Below are 22335 nucleotides of genomic sequence, written 5' to 3'. Positions count from 1 at the left end.
CTTCGAATCAGTGTGTATGCTTCCCTTGATCCCTTGTCTCAAGACTGATTTACGTGTATCCGATCTGAGAGCACTCTCGCTCGACCCGATTCAAATTCAGAAAAGTTACAATATGAGATTTTGCTCTCGGATGTCACCCAAGATAATTGTTTGATGTGTCTGTACTATCATTTTGTTATTGACTTTGGTATTGTTGAAATTAGACCTTGTGGGTGATGTATGTGGTTACAAGTGTGAAAAAGTAAGTATTTTTAGAGTTGAAATTAACGTTATTTAGTCAATATTTGGGGTCGTAAGAAGTTTTTCTTCTTAGATTTGCACCAACTTATATTTAGTTAAATCAACTAAAACATTAACAAATCATTATGACACATCGTGTATCTAAGCTATCTAAATGTCTTAAGGTAGTGCTGTTGTTCGTCCTTATGTGTCCAGTCCGATTTGCTGTCGCCCAGCAGAGTGGGCAACGCACTCTCTCAGGGACAGTGTATGATGACGAACGCCTGCCTTTGATCGGAGCCGTGATAAAAGTCGAGGGCTCGAAAACCGTTACGGGTACGAAGGCCGATGGTACCTATTCTATCAAGGTCCCTATCGATAAGGATGTCGTGCTCCTTGTATCCTTCGTGGGCTTGCAGACCTCTAGAGTCGTCATCCCCAAGGGAACGACAGATGTCAAGAAGGATATCTCCCTCCAAGGTGATACCAAACTCAAAGAGGTGATCGTCACCGGTATCTATACCAGACCGCTGGGTAGTTATACGGGATCTGCCACGACTATCAAAGGGGATGAGATCCGTAAGGTCGGTGGACAGAACCTCCTCCAGAGTCTCAAGAATGTGGATCCTTCGATCTATCTACCGGACAACCTTTCGTTGGGGTCAGACCCCAATAATGTGCCGGATCTTTCGCTTCGTGGCAATGCCGCTGTGATTTCTGAGGGGACAGGCAACCTTCGCAGTACGAGGTTCAACCCGAATCAACCACTCTTCATCGTCGATGGTTTCGAGACCTCGATAGAGGCTATCATGGACATGGACATGAATAGGATCGAGTCTCTGACCGTCCTCAAGGATGCTTCGGCGAAAGCTCTCTACGGATCAAAGGCGGCCAACGGTGTGATCGTTATCGAGACTCGCAAGTTGCAGGGCAACCAGCAGAGGGTGACTTATGCCGGTAGTGTCAACTTCGAGCTACCCGACCTCACAAGTTATGACCTCACTAATGCTCGTGAGAAGCTCGAAGTGGAGCTGCTCAATGGTGTGTACTCGGCACCTACTCAGGACAGAGAGCATGAGCTGAAGCTCTTGTATCAGTCGAGACTTGCCAAGGTTGTGGGAGGGCTCGATACTTATTGGCTCTCGAAGCCTCTGCGTGCCGGAGTGGGGCACAAGCATAATCTGTCGATTGAGCTTGGTGATGCTCAGGGGTTGAAGGGTATTGTAGACTTCAGTTACAATGACATTCAGGGTGCGATGAAGGGGTCTTCTCGTGTCAACGTGTCGACTTCTGCCAACCTTTCCTATCGCAAGGATAACCTCATATTCCGTAATATCCTCACGATAAACTCCAACAAGGCGACTGACTCTCCTTACGGCTCATTCGATGAGTATGCTCGTATGAACCCCTACTGGGAAGCTGTGGATCGCAATGGAGAGATCAAAAGATGGGCAGAGGACAACATTCCCAACCCCATGTACAATGCAACCATAGGTACTTCATCGGTCAATGAGTATATCTCTGTGACCAACAATATCTACGCTGAGTGGCATATCCTGCCACAGCTCAAGTCTACACTCCGACTCGGGGTGGCTGAGCGTCGTGGCGAAGGCAATACCTTCCTCCCTCCTATGCATTCCATTTTCGCAAGTCAGAAGGATGTCGACAAACGTGGTCGATACATCCTCGATAATGGTAGAGAGTCTAACTATACAGGAGACTTGAATGTCAACTACAATACCAGCTTCGGTAAGCATGCGTTCTTCGTCAATGGTGGTGCATTCATCGGCTCACGCTCAAGCAGTAACTACCGTCACGTGGCTGAAGGGTTTTCAAACAATCAGCTCGCAGATGCGACCTTCGCCAAGGGTTATGCTCAGAATTCAAAACCACAAGGTTTTCAGAGCTTGGTGCATGATCTCAGCTTCCTTCTCGCCACCTCTTACGACTACGATAGCAGATACCTCATCGACTTGACTTTGAGAGAGAGTGCTTCGTCGCTCTATGGGGCAAACTCTCGCTGGGCAAGCAGTTGGAGTGCTGGTCTGGGATGGAATATTCATAATGAGGCATTTCTGAAAGGGAACAAGTGGCTCCAAATGCTCAAAGTGCGAGCATCTGTGGGGTTGACCGGAAATCAGAACTTCCTTGCCAACTACTCTGTGCCCACTTACCTCTTCTACAACGATCGTAGCTATATGGGGCTTACAGGAGCTTACCTCAAAAATATGCCTAACCCTGATCTCAAGTGGGAACAGCGTATGGACTACAATGTCGGTCTGGATACTCGCGTAGGTCCTATGTCTGTGTCTCTTGACCTTTATCAGTCTGATACTCGCAATATGCTTACCGACCTAACGATCCCCGGATCTACGGGATTCAGCATCGTGAAGGATAATCTCGGTATGGTGCGCAACAGCGGAATCGAGGGTAAGATGACTTACAGAGTCTGGGGTGATGATAAGGGTAACTATCTGAACCTTTTCGGCTCAGTGATCCATAATAGAAACAAGATCGTCTCTCTGAGCCAAAGTCTCAAGGACTATAATGAGAGAATGAAGCAGGAAGCAAGCCGCAATGAGAGACAGGCTCCTGTCTTGATCTATGAAGATGGAGAGTCTCTCACGACACTATGGGCTGTCAAGTCGGCAGGTATAGATCCATCCAATGGTAGAGAGATCTATGTCAAGAGGGATGGCAGTCTGACTTATGATTATAGTGCAAGCGACCTTGTGGCAAGTGGAAACACGGAGCCTAAGATCAGGGGTAACTTCGGGTTTAGCGGGGAGTTCCGCAACTTTGGGATCAACCTCTACTTCAACTATCAGGTGGGCGCTATGATGTACAACTCTACACTCGTGGGCAAGGTCGAAAATGCCGAAGTGGAGTACAATGTAGATAGACGTATCTTGCAGGGTAGATGGAAGAAGCCCGGGGATATGACACCATTCAAGAGGTTTGATGTCGCGAACCGTACACGCGTGACAACACGATTTGTCCAACGCCGGGATGAGCTCCATATATCCGCTCTGTCTCTCTACTATGAGGTGCCTAAGAAGTGGGCAAGTCGTCTTCGTAGCGAACGCTTGCGCTTGGCATTCAACATGAACGACTTGGCTACGTTCTCTACAATCTACGTCGAAAGAGGTACAGCTTATCCTTTTGCACGTAAGTTCTCTTTCTCTCTCACCTCGACATTCTAAACGATTATGAAACAGATCAAATATCTTTCGTTCATACTTGCCATCATCGCCCTAAGTGCATGCAACAAATGGCTGGATGTGTCTTCCAAGTCGGAAATTCGCGGAGATGACCACTATGAGAATGTCTCCGGATTCAAGCAAACCCTTATAGGAAGTTACATCAGGATGGCTCGTGCCGACCTGTACGGCAAAAACATCTCTTGGTATATGCCGGAGATACTCGCAAATCAGTACGAGCAGGACTTCCGAGACAATCAAGGCAAGGCGTTGTACAATCATCAGTACGAAAATGCAAGCGTCTCTGCCCTCACCACAAAAGTGTGGGACGATATGTACAATGTCATCGTCAACGTGAATGATGCACTCAGACATCTGGAAGGGGCTGAAAACAAAATGACCTTGATCGAGTACAATCAGATCAAGGGAGAGTTGTATGCCCTCAGGGCTTACCTGCACTTTGACCTTTTGCGCTTGTATGGAGAGTATGCTCCCCAAAAGGACTTTACGAAGTGGGGAACTCTTCCATCGATACCTTATCAGTTGAATGTGTCCAAGGTGTTTCCGATCCAGAAGAGCAATACCGAGACTGTTGTTTTGATGATGTCAGACATAAACAAGGCCTTGGAGAATCTCAAGATGTCCGATCCGTTGGTGGCCGAACACCCTGTCGATTCGTACGACTTGATCAACTCCGATGGATTCTTCAAGACGCTTAATCTCCGTCTCAATTATATCGCTGTCCTCGCACTCAAGGCACGCCTTTTGCAATGGCAAGGGACTCCCGAAAAGATGAAGGAATGCCGTGAGGTGGCAGATATGGTGCTCAAGTTGGCGAAAGAGAACGGAACCAAGGCGAGACACTTCAATACCAAGATAGGTATGGTGCCTGCCAACAACGTCACATCGTCTAACCTCAACCTCTTTGATGAGGCACTTTTCGGTCTTGAAGTCGATAAGATCGCAGAGAGCATAGCACCATACTTTCGTATAGATTTCGCTGAGAAAGTCTATGCTATGTGGGTCGCAGAAAACAGGGCCTTGGAAATCTTCGAGAACTCAAATATCGACATCCGTTTTACAAAGCAGATGATCAAAGGAACAGGATACCCTGCCGGCTATGTTCCGGCTAAGCTCTTCCAGTCGGATTTGGGTGAACACAAGGGACGTCTACCTCTATTGAGACTCTCTGAAGTCTATCTGATGGCCGCAGAGGCTTCCTTGCTGTCAAGTACTCCTGATGCTGAGCATGCGCGTAAGCTATTGTCTGAGTTGCGGGGATTCAGAGGTCATGCAGAGGAGATAGGTGCAGATATGTCTGCAGATGAGCTTCTGAAGCTTGTCTATAAGGAGTATCAAAGAGAATTCTTTACTGAAGGTGTTCAGTTCTTCGTTTATAAGCGTTTGGGCGTTGAGCACATCTCAGGCAATCAGGATGTGAAGATGACTCCTGAGAAGTACAGATTACCTTTCCCTGATTATGAATTAGGATTAGGACGCAAGCAAGGATCACACTAATTTATCGTTTAGTATTTATTATGAACCGTTATTTTAAGATTATACGAGATTTCCTACCTCTCCTTGTCGTAGTTTCAATGTCTGCTTGTACAAAAGCAGAACTGCCGGTCTTTGAGAGTCAGTATGATTCGGCGCGTTTCCCTCACAGGAGAGAGGATGCGCCCGAACCCAATGGGTACGATACGAGCAAACGTGCTTTCCTCTCATCTTTTTCTTTCATCGATGTCGGTATGCCTCAGGAGTACACCGTATCTATTCCTTTGATACTTTCGGGGAAGCCTTCTCCCAAAGAGCGTAAGGTCACAATAGAAGATGTACTCGACGAAACGACGGCACCCAAAGATGCATACAAGATCGTAAGTGCAGTGATATTCCCCGATACTGTCGCAGGAGAGGTGAAGATTCTCCTTTACAATCGTCCTGAATTGAAGGAAGGAAGCTATACCTTGTCTTTGAAGGTGAAGGATAGCGATGATCTCAAAGCCGGCCCGGACGAAGACATCAAAGCTTTCTTGACATGGAATGCCTCCATTCCTCTACCTACAAGCCCGTTCCTGATTATGACTTACAATATGCTGATAGATAGCCCGCTTCGTTACAACTCTACGGCAGCAGACTACATCAGTACTCGGGCCTTGGAGATCATTGCACAGTGCTTCAACTGGTATGACTTGAATGATGCAAAGAAGTGGGGTGTCAGAGCCAATACCGAATCTGTCGGCAACTACAAGTATCTCATGCTCTCAACCTGGGTCGGTGCCGGTGGTGCTCAAAGACTTTATGCAAAGCAACTTGCTGAATTCATCGACAAGTACAACGCGACTCATCCGGATGCACCTCTCATCCACAATTCGGGGAGTGGTGCGGGCAAGCCTATCCAAGCAAGAAAGTATTAAACTTATTATCAGAACAAGTTTATGAAAACATATAAGATCATGAATAAGGCATTTCATGTATTTACAGTGGGGCTCTTAGCTCTGGCTGTTACAGGTTGCTACAAGGATCAAAGTTCTCTTCAGACAGTACCTACACCCGAGATCTCGGTCGAGGTCAAGGAGATTGGTGAGGAGATACATATCGACTCGGAGGATGTATTATCTATCCATCCGATAGTCTCTGTGCCAAAAGGAGCAGAGATCACCTACAAGTGGGAGCTCACTAAAAAGGCAGGAGACTACGAGAAGGAGATGGAAGTGATCTCTACAGAGCAAGCTCTGAAAGACTATAAGATCACTCGTCCGGCCAACTCAACGACTCCATATTACCTTCGTTATACGATCACGAACAAGTCCTTTGGCGGTGTCGAAAAGACCCTTCAGTGGAAGTTGTATGTAAGCCCGGTGTTGGCGGATGGGCTTCTTTTTTCTTTCACCAAAGATGGAGTAACTTCCGACTTGGGTTACATCAAGTCGTCCGAGTTCACTCGAGATTATACGGGCAAGAGTGTTGTCATCACAGACCTTTTGGCAAAAAACTCCGGCAAGGCGTGGAATGGGCTCATAAAAGCACTTAACTTTTCGGTAAAGGGGAATGTCTACTTTACTCATACACCATACGCTTGGGCTGTGACTGAAGATCATAAATTGTTGCGATTTGATCCTCTTAACTATTCTCTTGACGCTTCATCAGACCGTAACGACCTAATGTTCATAGAGGAGCAAGATCCGAAGGTGCTTCAATTCTCTCACTGCTCTTCCTACATATTCATGCGTACAGAGAAAAAAGCCTACCAGTGTAATTCAAATGCACTTAACTTCTTCTCTGAGCCTGTTCAAGGTTGGGATTCTGAGACTATCTCGGGCGGAGTCATGGCTGCACACGGATGTATGTCGGAGAGGGCAGGCTTGGTTTGGTACAACAGTGACCAAGGTACTTTCAAGGCTCTCAATAAGAATTCTGTTACGACATTCGAGAAGTCCGAACAGTTTGACCCCAATATGATCAAGGGGGCAGAGGCGATCACTGCTGCAACAACGGTTGAGGGACCGAGAAAAGAACCCGGGAAGTCTTATTTCCTCCTCAATGAAAAGGCTTCGGGCTCATATACCATATATCAGTTTGAACTAAAGCCAAGTCTGAAGCTTCAAGCGGGCAATAAGTATGTCTTGTCTCAAGAAGCCGCAGGCATACTCAATCGCCGCACATCCGCCACATTTGCGATACACCAACCGGTATTGTATGTCAGCACCGAGGATGGCATCAATGTCATCACTTGGAGTGGAGATGGTACAGCGACTGTAAACACAAAGGCATATATGCCGCTTTCGAAGTTTGGCAAGGTAAAGTTGGTTCGCTTCTACCGTCAAGGAGAGTGGGTGATACAGCCTCACCGTGCTTACTTCAAGCTCTCTCCATACAACGAGGCAGCACTGATCGCAGTCACAGAGGGCTCTGACGGCAACGATCAGGTGCACTTCATCCCAATGGCCACAGACAATACTGCCAACTTAGGATTCTTGCTTCCTGAGAGCGAGATAAGGACTTTCTCCCCAAGAGCAGGCAAGATCTTGGATATCATCCCTATGGGTAAGTAAGGCGAAGTGTTGAGTCTCTTCTTTGCAAACGACAGAAAGCCACACTTCATACAAGTATTTTACGGAGGTTACGGCTTCTTTCCTTGGGGAGGAAGTCCGTGGCTCTCCGTGAGTGCATACTCACTTATTGCTCTATAAATCATTATCAAATACCGTATTAGGATTACAAAAAACTACAATCATGAACAAAATCAATTGTCATTTCCGAGGGACAGTGCTGCTATCACTTCTCTCAGGTATTATTCTCGGCCTTTATGGTTGTTCCGGTCCGGCAAACAGCACTCTGCAAGCCAAAGATCTGCCTTCTCAGTATGAAGGACAAGCCGTGATCTTCAAAAATCTGCAGACCGGCGATGTCGATACCGTCAAGGTCGAAGGAGGAGCATTCAGCTATACCATCCCTGTAGATACGACAAGTCTTTATTATATCGATATCGAAGGCAATAATTCAGGGTACGTCAGCTTCATTGCCGAAGGTGGCGTACACCAGTTCAAGGCAAAAGATAATGCCGATGGTTTTCACATCGTCGGAGGCTATCTCAACACCGAGCTCAAGAACATGATCTCAAAGAGTTCGGAACTTGAAGGTAAGCAGAGTGTCGAAGCGATGAAGATCCTCGACGATACCACTCTCTCCGATGACGAACTCAGAGAAGCCCACAATGCACAGACGGAAGCCTATGACAAGATGAGGTACGAACTCTTCTCGGACTATTTGGCTCGTCATCCTCAAAATGCTGTCGGTATGGAAGCCTTTGCACGACTCAAGTATAAGTCCGATGAAGACTTCATAGAAGCCTATGAGGCGCAATCAGAAGTCGTAAAGCGTGGTTTTGCTCCTATCAGAAGGTATGAAAAGATCCTGAATGCTCAGAGGACTCAAGAGGGTGGTACCTATCTTGATTTCGAAATCAACACCATCGAAGGTAAGACCATCAAGTTCTCCGACTTCATGGAAGACGGTAAATATCTTTTGGTTGACTTCTGGGCTTCTTGGTGTGTTCCTTGCCGCAAGATCCTTCCTTATATGAAGAAGATGGTAGAGCGTCTCCCTGCCGACAAGCTGACCATGTTGAGCATCGGATGTTACGACAAGCCCGAACCATATCAGAAGGCTGTCGAAGAGGAAGAAATCCCCTGGAACCAAGTCCTTGACGTAAACTCTACGGGGGCTGAACTGTACGGTGTCAAGTCTATTCCTCACTTTGTCTTGATTTCTCCTGAAGGCAAGATCATTAAGCGTGCATCCAATATCCTCCATGTTGAGGCAGTCCTCAACGAAAAGCTCTTGAATTGATCTTTTTGGAGTGAAGCAATCTGTTTTTACTCCCGTCATTTTATCGGGAGACCGGGTCGAGAGATAAATTAGAAGATGAATAAAAGATTACCCCCAAGGCTTCTGCAAAAGCCCTGGGGGTAATCTTTTATTTGACCCTTATGAGGGTGAGAGTCAGAGTTTTGACCTGATGCTCTCTGCCGTCTTTGCAAGAGCCTCATGATCGGTCTCTTGTTTTTTATTGAAGTCCAGGTCTCCCATCTTGTTCATCGGGATGAGATGGATATGTGCATGTGGCACTTCGAGACCGATCACCGACACGCCTACTTTGACACAGCCGGTATGAGCTTTGATTGCTTTGGCTATACCCTTGGCGAAGATGATCATCTCTCCAAGCTCCTCATCCGAGATGTCGAAGATGTAGTCTTCCTCTCTCTTTGGGATGATGAGGGTATGACCCTCTTGGACAGGATTTATGTCGAGGAATGCGAAGAATTTGTCATTCTCTGCAATCTTGTGACAAGGGATTTCTCCGTTGATGATACGTGAAAAGATAGTCATAGTGCTTACGATTTTAGGAGACGAAGGGAAGAGGGGTCAGAAGGATATCTCTTCGATCTCAAATGTAACCTTTCCGTTGGGTACCTCGATCTCCGCCACATCACCGACCTTCTTGCCCACAAGTCCCTTGGCGATGGGTGTAGAGATAGCGATCTTTCCGGCCTTGAGGTCGGACTCAGTGTCAGAGACGATGGTATATGTCATAGACTTGCCCGTGGCGAGGTTTTTGATCGTTACCTTGTTGAGCATCTGCACGGTCTCAGTGCTGAGGTTGGATGTGTCGATGATACGTACGTTCGCCAGCTGTGAGCGTATCCCTGCTATACGTGCTTCGAGGAGTCCTTGAGCCTCCTTGGCTGCCGAGTATTCCGCATTTTCGGACAAATCCCCCTTGTCACGAGCCTCTGCTATGGCACGGATGACCTCTGGGCGATCTTCTGTTTCAAGTTTTTTGACCTCTTCGAGGAGTTTGTTGTAACCCTCTTCAGTCATGTAAATGTATTCCATATATGTTGTTTGTTGTCTATTTGTCTATGGGTAAAATAAAAACAATCCTGAACGAGTAGCACTTGTTCAGAATCGTTACATCATCTATGTATCCTTGCACGAGAGATCGCTTAACGAATCCCCAATGCTCGACAAAGATACGGTAACTCTTTTAGTTTTCCAACTTTATCGCTCTAAATCCTTTATAAAAATGTCAAAGCCTCCTAAGCGACCGGAGGTTCTCCTATGATGATGCCCATACATCCCTCTCTATGGTGTCATGTGCAGCAAGGCTCCGAGTCTTTACTTTCAGAGCCTCAATGGGTTATTTACTCTCCTTTTTCTATTTCCTCTTTTGTCTGAAGGTGTTTGTCGCATCATCTGTGCGACCTTTGTTGAAGCGGTAGATGAGGATCGGCAGGAGGATGAGCATGAGAATCAGTATAAGCACCACTTGTATCCCTTCCATGGTCAGATGCCATGCCAGAGGAGCAAAGTCCATGGCAAACTCCAGTAGGACTATGATAACGAAAACAGCGAGAGTTATATTACGGATGCCGATAAACTTGTTCATAGTATTACGAATGTCTTGTGACACAAATGTATCGATTTCCGATCTGAATAGCAAGCCTTACAGGTGTTTCAGGGTGGACTCGAAGTCGATGCGATGGTCGATGCTGCGCCCGAGAGTGAGCTCATCGGCATATTCGAGTTCGTCCCCGATGGAGACTCCGCGAGAGATGACAGAGATCTTCACTCCCGTATCCTTGAGCATGCGATAGATGTAGAAGTTGGTCGTGTCTCCCTCCATCGTGGTACTCAGAGCGAGGAGTACCTCCTTGACGCCCTCACGGCGCACACGTTCGGGGAGGTCTTGGAGATAGAGGTCGGACGGACCTATGCCGTCAAGGGGGGAGATGATCCCTCCGAGGACATGATATAAGCCCTTGAAGTTGCCGGTGCGCTCTATTGCGATGACTTCACGTACACTCTCCACAACACAGATCATTGACTCGTCCCGTCTGGGGTCGGAGCAGACCTGACACACATCCTGATCACAGATGTTGTGACATACTCGGCAGTGTCGGATGCCGTCGATATAGCTGCGGATATCGTCACAGAAGCCATGCGTGAACGACGGTTCCTGCTTGAGCAGGTGCAATGCCAGACGAAGCCCCGACTTGGGACCTATTCCCGGCAGGGAGGCAAACGCATCGACAGCCCTCTGAAGGAGTAGTGAATAGTCTTCGATCTTCATCAGATAGGATGATAGGTCTTAGATGTTGGAGAAGTCTTTTCGTCTCAACTCGAAGTCCTTGCCGAGGTACTTCTCACGTACGACCTCGTTCTCTGCAAGCTCTTCGGCCGTACCTTGGAAGAGTACCTTCCCCTCAAATAGGAGGTATGCCCTGTCCGTGATCGAGAGGGTCTCGTACACGTTGTGGTCGGTGATGAGGATGCCTATGTTTTTGTTTTTCAGCCTTGCCACAATGGTTTGGATGTCTTGCACAGCGATAGGGTCGACACCGGCAAAGGGCTCATCGAGCATGATGAACTTCGGGTCGATTGCCAAACAGCGTGCGATCTCCGCACGACGACGCTCCCCCCCGGAGAGACGTTCGCCTGAGTTGCGACGCACCTTTTCGAGACCGAACTCGCTGATGAGACTTTCGAGGCGTTCGATCTGTTCCTTACGAGAACGACCGGTCATCTCAAGCACCGAGAGGATATTGTCCTCCACAGACATCTTACGGAAGATCGACTCCTCCTGAGCCAGATAGCCGATACCCTTCCGTGCACGCTTGTAGATCGGCTCATCAGTGATGTCCTTCTCGTCGAGGAAGATCTTGCCGTTGTTGGGCATCACGAGTCCCACCGTCATATAGAACGTGGTCGTCTTCCCGGCACCGTTAGGCCCGAGGAGACCTACGATCTCGCCCTGAGAGACCTCGATGGAGACGTGATTGACAACGGTACGATTTCTGTATTTCTTGACTAAGTCGTAAGTTCTTAATTTCATTGTCTGTGCGTGAGATGATTGAATCCTAACAAAGTTACAATATTTTCTCGGAGCCTATCACAATATCCGACACTGTCTTTACATTTGTCTGGAAGGGGGCAGAATTCATTTTGGCACGTGACAGAATATTTTCTGATGTCGGTCAGAATGAATTCTGTCCCACTTCAGAAACAGGAGAGCATGCTCGGATGGTTTACAGTCAAACGAACCTGCAAAAAAAAAAGATGTCTATCTTGACCTAAAGCGTCAAGATAGACATCGAGGTCTCTTTGTGATCTGTCCGATCAGATGTTGATGGAGATACTGAAGGCCGCACTGTTTTTGGTGTATTCGCCCATGCCGATGCGGTAAGCTGCTTCGAGGGTCAAGTGACCGATGTGCCAACCAAGGCCGACAGAAGTGAAGGAGACGTCTTTGTTGTAGTGCTGATAGCCCCCACGCAAAGCATACTTTTTGCGGAAGATGTATTCCACACCTGCTCCTATCTGTGTCTCAGAGTATGAGGTGACACGAGCACCTTGGGCTTGGAGACCGAGCGAGTGGTCTGTGTTAAGCTCCATGGTCGCACCGAGACCGAGAGCAACGGTGGAGGGGAGACGGTAAGATATGTTTTTGTCGTACTCTACATCTTCGCCGAGGTTGTAGCCTGCGAGTGTTGCTTCGAAGTGAGTCCCCTTTCCCAAAAAGTCAAATGTATGAGTGTAGCTCACCCCGAGACCGGCAAAGAGACTTTGGCTTTGTCGACCTGTGTTGGAACGTAACATCGATACTGTGGCGAATGCTGAGAGATGATCCGAGAAGGAAAAGGCATAACCGGCATCGAATGTCATCTGAGCAGGGCGTAGGAGCTGATCTTCCACCTCTTGGCCTACTTCGTTGACCCGGGCAATCTTCAGCCCCGAGAGTTTACGAAAGCCTGCGAAGAGGGCATGCTTGTCGTTGAGACGATAAGCTGCACTGATGCTCCCGAAACTTTCACGCTTCATGTCCTTGAACTTAGCGAAGTATTCACCCGAACCGTTGATGGTAAGTGTCTTTTCGGTATCGAAAACCTTCGTTGGGTTAGCGTAGAGGTAGTTTTGGGTCTTTGTGACAAGGTGAGTCCCTCCCAAGGCAAGTGATGCCACGTCTGGATTTAGCTCGAGGATGCGGTGGGCTGCGGTCTGAGCTGATGCCGTAATGCAACCGGCGATGCCCACTGTCGCTGTGAGGAGGAGTTGTTTGATTATATTCTTGTACATTGTGTTCTTATTTTGGTCTGTGAGGGTCGGGAGTCTGAGGCAGAGCTAGCTCTCCCGACCGACTCTGGGTATTACTTTACAAATATCTGTTCGTGACGTGGCATATTGGACGATTCGACAACGAGACGGTAGGTGTTCGGTGTTAGGTCTGTCACATTGATAGAGACCACGCCATTCTTTCTGACTTGTTTTACAGGGACATCTATGAGTACCTTACCCATGAGAGTGACGATCTTGACTTTTGCGTCTTTGATCGATGCATTGAGCATGATATTGAGGGTCTTGGTCACGGGGATAGGATAGACGATGTGTACAGGGGCTTGGGAGTCGGATACTACTCGTACTTTGAAGGTGGTCTCAAGTTTTTCGCCCGCTTCGTCTACTATCTTGAGATAGACTGTCGCACGACCGTTGGAGATCGGGATGACCTGTACTTCTCCATCTTTAGAGACAGAGGTGATGGCGACGGACTCATCGCTTGAGCGCGCTTCAACCTTGAGGTCAAGCTTGGGGTTGTGTTCGATATTCTTCTTTACGGGTATAGTGAACCCTTTGAGATCCATGCCGAGGACAAGTTCAGAGAACTCTCCTTTGAGTGTCAGTGGGCGTGCCCCTACGATATTGAAGGTAATGTCTTCTCTGGTCTCTCCCCTATATTCGTCTTCAGCTACGAGCGTAACTTTGTATTCGCCTTCAGGGAGTACCGATCGGATCTGTATGATCCCTTGTCCGTCTTTTTCATTGAGACTGACTCCCGTGGTCGCTCCTTCGAGATGACATTTCACAAAGTGACCATCGGGATCTGTCACAGTAAAACGGACTTCTTTCGCTTTATTGCCACTGACGATGAGATTTTTGAAAGGTGCGAAGGTTATGACCGGCTGAGCATTTAGACGAGTCGAATGTTCGAAGATGAGAGGCTCAGACCTGTTGCCCCATCTGTCTTCGGAGATGATCGCAAAGTAGTATTTTGTACTGTGTCTGAGATCTGTCAAGGTGTACTGCATTTCCTCTCCCGGAGCAGTCGCCGTCGCACGCATACGTATGGGGGAGAGACTTTTGAGGGTCTCGACTGTGATGGGGGTGTTGCTGTAGTAGATTTCTTGGAAGAGTGGAAGTTTGTCGTCATCATCTTTATTGACGAGCCAACTGAGTGTTATCGAGGTGTAGCGTGTCTTAAAATCGATCCCTTTTGAAGGTACATCAGGGGCTATACCTTTGTCTTCATCAAAGCCGAGGGCTGCGTCTATGTATCCACGTCCGAGACGGCCAACCTCCTGAGGATTCTTTTTGTCGATATCCTCGAGTCTGAGTGCTGAAAGGATGGCTTTCTTCAAATCATCGTTGGTGTAGCCTTGCTTTCCTTTTTGGCTCAAGATAAGACCTGCGATACCTGATACATGAGGGCAAGCCATCGAGGTGCCTTGATAGAAAGCATACTTATTGCCGGGGACACAGCTCAGTACTCCTGCTTTTTCGCCAAATCTGTTTTGGTCTCCTCCAGGTGCCATGATGTCGACCCATGCGCCACGGTTGGTGAAGGATGAACGTGTGAAGTTAGGTGCCATCGATGAGACTGCAATGGCCGGGCCATAAGCCGCCGGATAGCAAGGGGCATCTTCGTTGTCATTACCTGCCGCAATGATCACGACTCCTCCTTTCATGGGTGAATCTTGTCGTTGGTTGCCGTTTTTGTCTGTCCCTGCATTGTCGATGAAATAGTCAATAGCAACTTTCAGGCTCTGTGGGAGAGGAATGTTAGGAGGTAATCCCCAAGAGTTTTGTGCGATGACTGCGCCGTTATCTGCTGCAAAGACAAGAGCTGGCTCAGGGTGACTCCCTTGGCGGAGATCTTTGGGACGACTATCTATCGCGAGGCATTCCATGATACGGACACCGCTACCCTGCGATCCATCGCCACCTGCGACACCACAAACACCGATACCATTATTGTTACGAGCAGCAACAGTCCCTGCTACGTGCGTGCCGTGTGCACCTCGGACACCTTTCTTGACGAAGTTGCCGCCATTGACATCTTCGATGTATGTCCCTCTATCTGTAGGGCCGGTGACATTGGGATTGATCCATAAGTTCTCTTTGAGGTCTTCGTGGGTGACATCGACACCGTCATCAATAACGGCAATGATGACATTGGGTTTTCCGGTCTCTGTTTCCCAAGCTTTGAGTAGGTTGATGTCCGCTCCGGCAACAGCCCAAGATGTCGCTCCGGTGTTATGATAATGCCATTGTTCGCCGAAGCTTGGATCGTTGAACTTGAACGAAGCTTCTCCCGATGTGGTTATGATAGGATACTTCGTGTCGGCAAAGGCCTGACCGATCTGTCTGCCATCTCTTTCGATTTGATAACAGGGCTCGACAACCTCAAATTCATCGATCGCAGACAATGTCCTTATGGCTTGTGACACCGTGTTTTCTTCTTCGTAGCGTACGATATACCAACGATCGAGTCCGTAGGCCTTGTGTCGTCGCATATACTCTTTGGACTCAGGGAAGAGCCGTTCAATGCTTTTGACCCCAAGACGTCTCGATGCGGTCTCTATTTCTGTATTGAGGGATGAGAGAGCTCTGATGGAGATCTCTCCCGATGCTTTGAGACGCTCAGCTGAGAAGGCATCCATCTTGATATATACGATACCCGGTGTGCTTAGATTATTGTAGGACTCATTTTCAAGGGTGCGCAGCGGATTGTTATTCGCTTCCTTCGAGTATATCTCCTCCAGGAGGTTATGATCCTGACAAGCAGACAATGACACGAGCGCACTTAGGATAGGTATGATTAGTTTCTTCATTGTTGTACTGTGTTGGTGTTTTGTAACGATGTGTCTCGTCTCATACTCATCTTCTTATGGCATTTCGAGCATTTTCGAGTGCAATGTTGTACGAAGTTTCTTCATTCTCGTTAGCGATTTTGAAGATACTGATACCCAAGAAGACCCTTCCATCGGGTTGGTTTATGTTGGTGAAGAGCATAGCCATTCCTTGGCTCATGTTGAGATAACTGATCCACTCTTGATTGGGGCCGGTTTGAGATCGAGTCTTAAATTCGAAGCCTTCATCTTTGAGCAATCGTTTCATCTCATTGGTCAAGAAGTATCTTCCTTCAGAGTTTCTCCAAAGAGCCAGTGAAATATCACCGTAGATATCTATCTTCTGTGACAACTTGCTTATGTAAGGTACCTCAACCTCTTCAAAGAAATAGACCGTACCCATGTGGGTGTCTTTGTTGGTCACAGACGAAAATTCGGCTCTTGCGATGATGTTGGGATTTTTCTGACCTCGTTCTCTTGAGACTTCGACACTTTCGCCTTCGTTTTCCTCCCATTTTTTCACAGCAAAGAAATCAGCTTTGTTCAGTAATGCCGGATTGCGATAGGGCAAATTATCAAACGTCGGCATAGGTTTGGGCTGTACTTCCTCGATGTAGTACACGACTGTTGTCTGTCCTCCGGCTGTCGGTACTTGTACTTGTGCCACCACTGTGTAGTGAGGGGTAAATCGCACATAATTTTTGATGAAGATAGCCCCGGAGATATTTTTACTTGTGAGTCCAAATCCAAGTCGGGAGAGGTGAGTCTCAAAATCATCACTGATACCATAGTCGCTACCTTCAGTGACGACGGTGAAAGAAATGTATCTCTCTATACCTTTCCTAAACTTGTACTGTACCTTCGATTTTGCCTTATCTCCTGCGTTGAAGTGATAGATGGTCTCTCCCCTCGGTTTGGTTTCTGTTTTGATGAAAAACATCTCTCTTTCCCGGGCGTCTCTCAATACCTCTGTCTGATAAATCGGACCGGCAGGCATATAAGGAAGTGTGTATGGTGAGTCTCCCTCCTGTACGATGACGAGTTCGGCAGGTGTCCCACTTTCAGTGACCACATATATCTTGCCTATACGTGTCGAAGGGGTATCATTTTTCAGTATCTGCAAAGACATACCGTTATGAGCCTGCTGTACTACGATCCATTGATATAGCTCTGCTCCGTCGATCTTCCATCCTGTACCATTTCCGGAGACGTTCACGGTGTAAAGCCCTCCTCTCATAGGTACGTTGATTTGCTTTTCAGACAGAGAAATTTTTGTTGCCGCTCCCCTTTGACGAACAAGGAGGTGGATGACTTTATTTTCAGCTTCGACTGTGATGGTTGCAGAGCGTTCTTTACCTGTCGCATTGCCATCCGAAGAGAGAATGAGTGCCGATGGGTTGCGATTCAGATGAAGCCACTCAGAGCCCTCTGAAAGTCTTGCGATCCATCCTTTTGCATTCGTTTCGATGTTTATTTCTTTGCTTGTTGCGGTATCCGTAAGGGTTATGATTTCCTCTGACGCTTCGAGATAGATCTCCCTGCTCTCATCTGAAATACCGACTTGTTGACATCCTGCCAGAGTCATGGCAACGACTCCGCAGGATAGTATGCTTTTTATTTTTTTCATGATGCTCATAGGTTTATTCGTTTCTAGGTTTTGTCTTGAAGTAATGGTATATCGGTTCGGTGCAGAGACCTTTCTCTTTGTCCATGCCCACTATGATCAACACATATTCCCTACCGGGGGATTTTGCCCCAAAGTAGTCATCTTTGAGCGTGATATTACCGTGAAGGATGAGTTCGTCCAACGTGCCATACTTAAGATCTGCTCCCAAGGCTCTATATATCATATAGTGTGTGGGTGACAGTCCTTCTATGAGTTTTGTAGGATCATTCTTCTCCTGATCTCTGTAGGAGTCGACGTATCTACGACGTTGTACGGATAGATAATAGCCGTCGGCATTGGTCGTGGTGATCTCTCCGGCTATCCCTTTTTGGGTGATTTCGATCTCTTTGAACGTGATTTTATTGTCCGATGGTGTGCTACCTTTGAGCTCAAACTTAACCGCTTTCAGAGGTGAAGTGACGTTCTTGTTACGGTCGATGCCGAAGCAGGTCGCCACGTAAGTCATTCCGGGGAATGGACCGGGCTCCTTGTTGTCTGCTACGTTTGTCTTAGTGATGCCGGTCTTGAGGTCTGTTTGGAAAGAATCGTCTCCAAACTGCTTCCAGAACGCAAAGTTGTGCTCTATGACACCGCCATTTTTCTCTATGGTCTCATATTGGTGCAGGGAGTAGACATCGAAGACATATGTCATCTCATCATCCGGAGGAGTGAGTGTCACTGTCGCATCGAGAGCCGAAATGTCTGATATATCTATGATGAAGTCATCTGCCTCCAGACCTGCCGTCACGGTGAGTGTACACACGGCACTGCGATTGCCTACTTCGACGGTGATTTCTGCTTTGCCTTTGCCTACCGCCTTTATCATCCCGTAAGGAGATACTGTGGCGATGCTCTCATCGGAAGAGCTCCATTTGAGCATTGAGAGGGCACTTTCCGGAACGACATGAGCTTGGAGAGTGACGCTCTCCTCGACACGTAGTTTCGCACTCTCCTTGTCTAGAGAGAGGGACTTGATCTCATTAGATTTTTCAATCACGGTGACGGTACATTTACCCTCAAGTTCACCGCTTTTTGCAGTTATGATTGTACTCCCCTGCTTTTTTGCGGTGATCCTACCATTGAGTACAGAGACGATGCGGTCATCAGAGCTATGCCATGTGATGGTTACATCCTCGGGTCTGTCTGCTGATACCTTAAGCCCCAGCAGGTGTACCTCATCAACTTCAATTTCGAGTACTGAGGGGGTGATCTCGATGTGTGAGACCTTGGGAGGGGCTTGGCGTACATGGACGGTCCATGTCAAGCTCTTGTCTCCGATGGTGCCGGTGATGGTGGTTGTGCCAAGTGTACGTGCAAAGACTGTCCCACCAACGACACGAGCGATGGATTCGTCCGCAGATTTCCACCGGATGTGATCCGTCGTATTCTCCGGCGTTACGGTGTAAGAGAGTTTGACTTGTTCGTCGGGGGGGAGTACCACCTCTTGAGTCTCGGACGAGAAGGACTGCACCGGGATCTTTTGAGCCATGACTCTGACCAAGCAGCTCGTCCACACTTTGCCAGCTCTTACTGTGATGGTGGCTTCGCCCGCCTCATTGGCAACGATGGTTCCATCGTTAGAGACACTCGCTATGGTATTGTCGGTCGAATACCAAGAAAGTTGTTGATGGGTCGAATTGAGGGGTAATACCTCTGCCTCCAATGTGATTTTTTCTCCCTTAACCAGAGAGATTGTGCTATTGCTCAGGCGTATTGAGTCTATCATGATGTCACGTTCCTTCTGGGGCGAACACATGATCATCAACAAAGCCACGAAAAATAGCGACAATAAGGGTTTCATAGTACTTTTCATTGTGCTTGTTATTAAGTTAATATATGCGTGCTTATAGTATGATTTGTCTTGTAGGGATTGGCGCAAAGTTGTGCAAAATATTTTGACCAGACAAGGTCGGAGGGGTAAAAAGATAGCTTTTATTTTGCTTTTGATTACATTTTATATGTTTTCTTTATTGACTTTAGGGTATTGGGGCCGAATGAATCAAATCGTACTTGCTATCCCTTATCACATCATTTTGTTCTGATAGAGATATAGGACAGAATGTTTTCTGTTTCTATTGTGGATGGGGCTTTTTGTGCGGGCATGATTCAGGGACAACCCAATAGGGCTTCGGAGTCAAATTTTCTGTGTCTTCAGTCTTATGGCCGTAATGCCGATTCCTATTTTGTGATATGATTTTATTTATTGTTTGGAAGAGATAAGAGTGTCTTTCCCTTTACAAGAGAAGTCCGAGACTGTTCGGCTGGGAGCGAGAGGAAAAGTTTATTATATTTGTAGTAGTCTTTATCAGTATCCAAAATGAATGTAAGGAGGTAGGCTATGGCTATTACGTTTTATTCTGAAGGTGTCAATATCCCTAAGTTCAGACGTCGAGAGGTGAGCCGATGGATCACGGATGTGGCTGCAAGCTATGGCCGTGAGATCGGTGAGGTCACATACCTCTTTTGTGACGACGAGAAGATTCTGGAGATGAACAACAAGTACCTCGGACACGACTACTACACGGATATCATTACCTTTGGTCAGGGAGTGGATGATCTCCTCTTTGCCGATATCGTCATCAGTCTCGATACCGTGGCATCGAATGCTGAGAAGTATGGTCAGAGGTTCGAGACCGAACTTTTGCGAGTGATCATCCATGGTATCCTTCACCTCTGTGGTGAGGATGATCTCGATGATGAGAGTGAGGCTAAGATGCGTGTTGCCGAAAATCGTGCACTCTCGATGCTCTCCGAGGATCAGTCCGAAATGTGGCGTAAGTGAAGACGTCTATCCTCATATCCGATACGCTCTCTACGGTGTGGCCGGCCTTTGCTGAGCGCTATGGCGAGGTGGTTGCACCTCCTTCCCCTTCGCACAGCGAGGGTGTGGTGGTAGCTGTGCTTATCACCCTCTTTTTCACGGCTCTTTTTTCGCTCTTCTCTCCGGCTCTTAGGCGTACTAAGGTGCTCAATATCCTTGCGCTTCGTGCCGGTGACAATGTCAAGGGAGAGAGCGATACTCCGGGTGTCGGGATTACGACCTTCTTCCTCCTGCAGGGGGCTTTCCTGCTGGCTATTCTCCTCGAAGCCGGTTATGCCGATAAGGTCGGCAATGCGATGGATTACACGAGCTATCGGTGGCGATTGTTGGCCTTTGTGGGGGTGATCGTTGGGGCTTTTGTGGTGTCTTGTCTCGTCTACCGATGGATCGGACTCGTCTTTGCGACCAAGGAGGAGGTGAAAGTGTGGAGGGTCAACTACTTTACACTCCTGTCTCTGTGGTCATTATTCCTTTTCGTGCCCGTCCTCATGCTAGTGATGGATAAGTTGAGTCATACGGTCTCTCTTGCCGTGGCGTTGGTAGGGTATGTGGTGTTTCGGATTATACTTTTTGTACGTATCGTCCAAATATTTAGATTTTCTTTTCATCATCCTTTGCATCTATTTTTGTACCTTTGCGGGCGAGAATTTGCACCCTTATTGTTGCTTTTGGGTGTGTTTCTATAAGTAGAGAGTTGTAAGACAGGTCGTTGTCTATTGATGACGAGCCGCAAAAAGCAGATGCTTCATGTCGAGAAAAATTCAAAAGATACTTGTCTCTCAGCCCCAACCTACGGTTGCTAAGTCTCCGTACTTTACCTTGGCTGAGAAATACCAGTTGGAACTGGATTTTAAACCTTTTTTTACCACAGAATCGGTCTCTGCCCGAGAGTTCAGAGATCAGAAGGTGGAGATCTTGGATCACACCGCCATTGTCCTCACATCACGCACAGCCGTGGACTTCTTCTTCAAGATGGTCGGAGAGCTTCGTCTCACGATGCCCGATACGATGAAGTACTTCTGTGGCTCGGAGGTGGTGGCAACTTATCTCCAAAAGTACATTGTTTATCGTAAGCGTAAGATATTTTTTGCCGAAAAGGGTCAGACCAGTGAGTTGGCTCAGATCATCCTCAAGCATCCGAAGGAAAAGTATTTCGTCCCTGCTACCGAGGAAAGTCATAAGGACGAACTCCTTCAGGCTATGGAGAGCAAAAATATAGCTTATACCAGATCGGTGCTTTACCGAAAGATCAACCAAACGTTTACGAAAGAGGAGATCGAGTCGTACGATATGCTCGTCTTCTTCAGTCCCAATGGGATCGACTCACTCATAGAGAATGTCCCCGACTACGCACAGGGTGAGCAGCTCATCGGCTGTTTCGGGGATGGTACGGCCAAGGCGGTTGAGGCCAAGGGACTCAAGTCTGCTGTAGCTGCTCCTTCGCCCATGTTCCCTTCTATGGCTGCGGCCATAGAGAGCCTCTTGGTGGCAAAGAAGTAAAACGTCATAAAGAGCGATGCCTTTCGGCTTTATACATGAGCCTTCAGCATCCTTCGATCACCGTCATGGGAAAGATGAAACCAAATGGACTGAGCAAAGAAGAGCGCCTGTATCTCAATCGTGAGGTAGAGGCGCTCTTTGCCTCTCGGAAGAGCTTCTCAGCGTTTCCTTTCCGCATCATTATTCAGACTGAAGAGGTCTGCGAGGGTGGTGTGAAGATCCTTGTCAGCATCCCCAAAAAGAGGCTCAAACATGCCACGGATCGTAATACCATGAAGCGGCGTACGCGAGAGTCCTATCGCACAAATAAGTCTGCAATCGTGGCTTTTGCCCGGGAGAATGGGCTTGTGATACGGATCGGCTTCCTTTATATCGCCAATGAACTCACGCAGAGTGACAAGGTCTTGCGCTCGGTGCAGTATGCCTTGGACAAGATCGTGTCCGTCCTCAACGAATAACCTTATA

18 protein-coding genes are annotated in these 22335 nt (G+C 47.6%); 9 read left to right on the top strand and 9 right to left on the bottom strand.

Translation table 11 applies throughout. From position 1 onward, the window contains the following. Nucleotides 1-365: 365 nt before the first annotated feature. From EL262_RS04620 to EL262_RS04600, 5 genes are all read left to right on the top strand, one after another. Complete coding sequence (locus tag EL262_RS04620) at nucleotides 366-3422, top strand: SusC/RagA family TonB-linked outer membrane protein (RefSeq protein WP_078735582.1); 3057 nt, start codon at nucleotides 366-368, stop codon at nucleotides 3420-3422. Between the two features lie 6 nt (nucleotides 3423-3428). Continuing rightward, entirely contained in the window at nucleotides 3429-4937 is a 1509-nt protein-coding gene (locus tag EL262_RS04615; RefSeq protein ID WP_025837081.1) for a RagB/SusD family nutrient uptake outer membrane protein, read from the top strand. A 20-nt stretch (nucleotides 4938-4957) separates the two neighbouring features. Beyond that, nucleotides 4958-5833 (top strand): DUF4843 domain-containing protein, encoded by an 876-nt coding sequence (locus tag EL262_RS04610; protein ID WP_025837083.1) that lies wholly within the window; start codon nucleotides 4958-4960, stop codon nucleotides 5831-5833. Between the two features lie 21 nt (nucleotides 5834-5854). After that, nucleotides 5855-7471 (top strand): hypothetical protein, encoded by a 1617-nt coding sequence (locus EL262_RS04605; protein WP_078735581.1) that lies wholly within the window; start codon nucleotides 5855-5857, stop codon nucleotides 7469-7471. Between the two features lie 181 nt (nucleotides 7472-7652). Continuing rightward, nucleotides 7653-8768, top strand: a complete 1116-nt coding sequence (locus tag EL262_RS04600; protein ID WP_025837086.1) for a TlpA disulfide reductase family protein — start codon at nucleotides 7653-7655, stop codon at nucleotides 8766-8768. Nucleotides 8769-8921: 153 nt separating this feature from the next. On the opposite strand, the gene EL262_RS04595 is transcribed toward EL262_RS04600, so the two are convergent. The 9 genes from EL262_RS04595 to EL262_RS04555 form a co-directional block, all read right to left on the bottom strand. Further along, the gene (locus EL262_RS04595) at nucleotides 8922-9308 is read right to left on the bottom strand and encodes an HIT family protein (protein ID WP_025837088.1); all 387 of its coding nucleotides are present in this window, start codon (nucleotides 9306-9308) and stop codon (nucleotides 8922-8924) included. A gap of 36 nt (nucleotides 9309-9344) precedes the next feature. Next, complete coding sequence (gene greA / locus EL262_RS04590; protein ID WP_025837091.1) at nucleotides 9345-9815, bottom strand: transcription elongation factor GreA; 471 nt, start codon at nucleotides 9813-9815, stop codon at nucleotides 9345-9347. Nucleotides 9816-10137: 322 nt separating this feature from the next. After that, nucleotides 10138-10368 (bottom strand): hypothetical protein, encoded by a 231-nt coding sequence (locus EL262_RS04585; protein ID WP_036853363.1) that lies wholly within the window; start codon nucleotides 10366-10368, stop codon nucleotides 10138-10140. 57 nt (nucleotides 10369-10425) lie between these two features. Beyond that, nucleotides 10426-11052, bottom strand: coding sequence for a recombination mediator RecR (recR, locus tag EL262_RS04580; protein ID WP_036852618.1), 627 nt, complete (start codon nucleotides 11050-11052; stop codon nucleotides 10426-10428). An 18-nt stretch (nucleotides 11053-11070) separates the two neighbouring features. Further along, nucleotides 11071-11814 (bottom strand): LPS export ABC transporter ATP-binding protein, encoded by a 744-nt coding sequence (gene lptB, locus EL262_RS04575; protein ID WP_025837095.1) that lies wholly within the window; start codon nucleotides 11812-11814, stop codon nucleotides 11071-11073. A 284-nt stretch (nucleotides 11815-12098) separates the two neighbouring features. Further along, entirely contained in the window at nucleotides 12099-13055 is a 957-nt protein-coding gene (locus tag EL262_RS04570; protein WP_078735580.1) for a PorV/PorQ family protein, read from the bottom strand. Between the two features lie 71 nt (nucleotides 13056-13126). Further along, complete coding sequence (locus EL262_RS04565) at nucleotides 13127-15865, bottom strand: S8 family serine peptidase (protein ID WP_036853365.1); 2739 nt, start codon at nucleotides 15863-15865, stop codon at nucleotides 13127-13129. A 46-nt stretch (nucleotides 15866-15911) separates the two neighbouring features. Next, entirely contained in the window at nucleotides 15912-17510 is a 1599-nt protein-coding gene (locus EL262_RS04560) for a BACON domain-containing protein (protein WP_159100494.1), read from the bottom strand. Between the two features lie 13 nt (nucleotides 17511-17523). Beyond that, a complete protein-coding gene (locus EL262_RS04555; protein ID WP_159442726.1) occupies nucleotides 17524-19350 on the bottom strand; it encodes an Ig-like domain-containing protein in 1827 nt (608 codons plus the stop codon). A gap of 537 nt (nucleotides 19351-19887) precedes the next feature. On the opposite strand from EL262_RS04555, the gene ybeY reads away from it, so the two are divergent. The 4 genes from ybeY (at nucleotide 19888) to EL262_RS04535 (ending at nucleotide 22328) form a co-directional block, all read left to right on the top strand. Further along, a complete protein-coding gene (ybeY, locus tag EL262_RS04550) occupies nucleotides 19888-20331 on the top strand; it encodes an rRNA maturation RNase YbeY (protein WP_025837102.1) in 444 nt (147 codons plus the stop codon). Continuing rightward, nucleotides 20328-21056 carry a DUF4271 domain-containing protein gene (locus EL262_RS04545; RefSeq protein ID WP_025837103.1) on the top strand — a complete coding sequence of 243 codons (729 nt, stop codon included), beginning with the start codon at nucleotides 20328-20330 and terminating at the stop codon, nucleotides 21054-21056. Before ybeY ends, EL262_RS04545 begins: the two co-directional genes overlap by 4 nt. Before the next feature lie 61 nt (nucleotides 21057-21117). Next, the gene (locus tag EL262_RS04540; protein ID WP_025837105.1) at nucleotides 21118-21870 is read left to right on the top strand and encodes a uroporphyrinogen-III synthase; all 753 of its coding nucleotides are present in this window, start codon (nucleotides 21118-21120) and stop codon (nucleotides 21868-21870) included. A 65-nt stretch (nucleotides 21871-21935) separates the two neighbouring features. Continuing rightward, nucleotides 21936-22328 carry a ribonuclease P protein component gene (locus EL262_RS04535; RefSeq protein WP_159442725.1) on the top strand — a complete coding sequence of 131 codons (393 nt, stop codon included), beginning with the start codon at nucleotides 21936-21938 and terminating at the stop codon, nucleotides 22326-22328. Nucleotides 22329-22335: the final 7 nt, after the last annotated feature.

The organism is Porphyromonas cangingivalis (genome assembly GCF_900638305.1).
GTDB lineage: Bacteria > Bacteroidota > Bacteroidia > Bacteroidales > Porphyromonadaceae > Porphyromonas_A > Porphyromonas_A cangingivalis.
The sequence above is the reverse complement of the archived record's forward strand: the minus strand, read 5'-3'. Positions and strand labels throughout refer to the sequence as shown.

Coding starts and splice junctions, on each gene's coding strand:
- EL262_RS04620 (WP_078735582.1), top strand. CDS start 366: ATGACACATCGTGTATCTAAGCTATCTAAATGTCTTAAGGTAGTGCTG.
- EL262_RS04615 (WP_025837081.1), top strand. CDS start 3,429: ATGAAACAGATCAAATATCTTTCGTTCATACTTGCCATCATCGCCCTA.
- EL262_RS04610 (WP_025837083.1), top strand. CDS start 4,958: ATGAACCGTTATTTTAAGATTATACGAGATTTCCTACCTCTCCTTGTC.
- EL262_RS04605 (WP_078735581.1), top strand. CDS start 5,855: ATGAAAACATATAAGATCATGAATAAGGCATTTCATGTATTTACAGTG.
- EL262_RS04600 (WP_025837086.1), top strand. CDS start 7,653: ATGAACAAAATCAATTGTCATTTCCGAGGGACAGTGCTGCTATCACTT.
- EL262_RS04595 (WP_025837088.1), bottom strand. CDS start 9,308: ATGACTATCTTTTCACGTATCATCAACGGAGAAATCCCTTGTCACAAG.
- greA (WP_025837091.1), bottom strand. CDS start 9,815: ATGGAATACATTTACATGACTGAAGAGGGTTACAACAAACTCCTCGAA.
- EL262_RS04585 (WP_036853363.1), bottom strand. CDS start 10,368: ATGAACAAGTTTATCGGCATCCGTAATATAACTCTCGCTGTTTTCGTT.
- recR (WP_036852618.1), bottom strand. CDS start 11,052: ATGAAGATCGAAGACTATTCACTACTCCTTCAGAGGGCTGTCGATGCG.
- lptB (WP_025837095.1), bottom strand. CDS start 11,814: ATGAAATTAAGAACTTACGACTTAGTCAAGAAATACAGAAATCGTACC.
- EL262_RS04570 (WP_078735580.1), bottom strand. CDS start 13,055: ATGTACAAGAATATAATCAAACAACTCCTCCTCACAGCGACAGTGGGC.
- EL262_RS04565 (WP_036853365.1), bottom strand. CDS start 15,865: ATGAAGAAACTAATCATACCTATCCTAAGTGCGCTCGTGTCATTGTCT.
- EL262_RS04560 (WP_159100494.1), bottom strand. CDS start 17,510: ATGAAAAAAATAAAAAGCATACTATCCTGCGGAGTCGTTGCCATGACT.
- EL262_RS04555 (WP_159442726.1), bottom strand. CDS start 19,350: ATGAAACCCTTATTGTCGCTATTTTTCGTGGCTTTGTTGATGATCATG.
- ybeY (WP_025837102.1), top strand. CDS start 19,888: ATGGCTATTACGTTTTATTCTGAAGGTGTCAATATCCCTAAGTTCAGA.
- EL262_RS04540 (WP_025837105.1), top strand. CDS start 21,118: ATGTCGAGAAAAATTCAAAAGATACTTGTCTCTCAGCCCCAACCTACG.
- EL262_RS04535 (WP_159442725.1), top strand. CDS start 21,936: ATGGGAAAGATGAAACCAAATGGACTGAGCAAAGAAGAGCGCCTGTAT.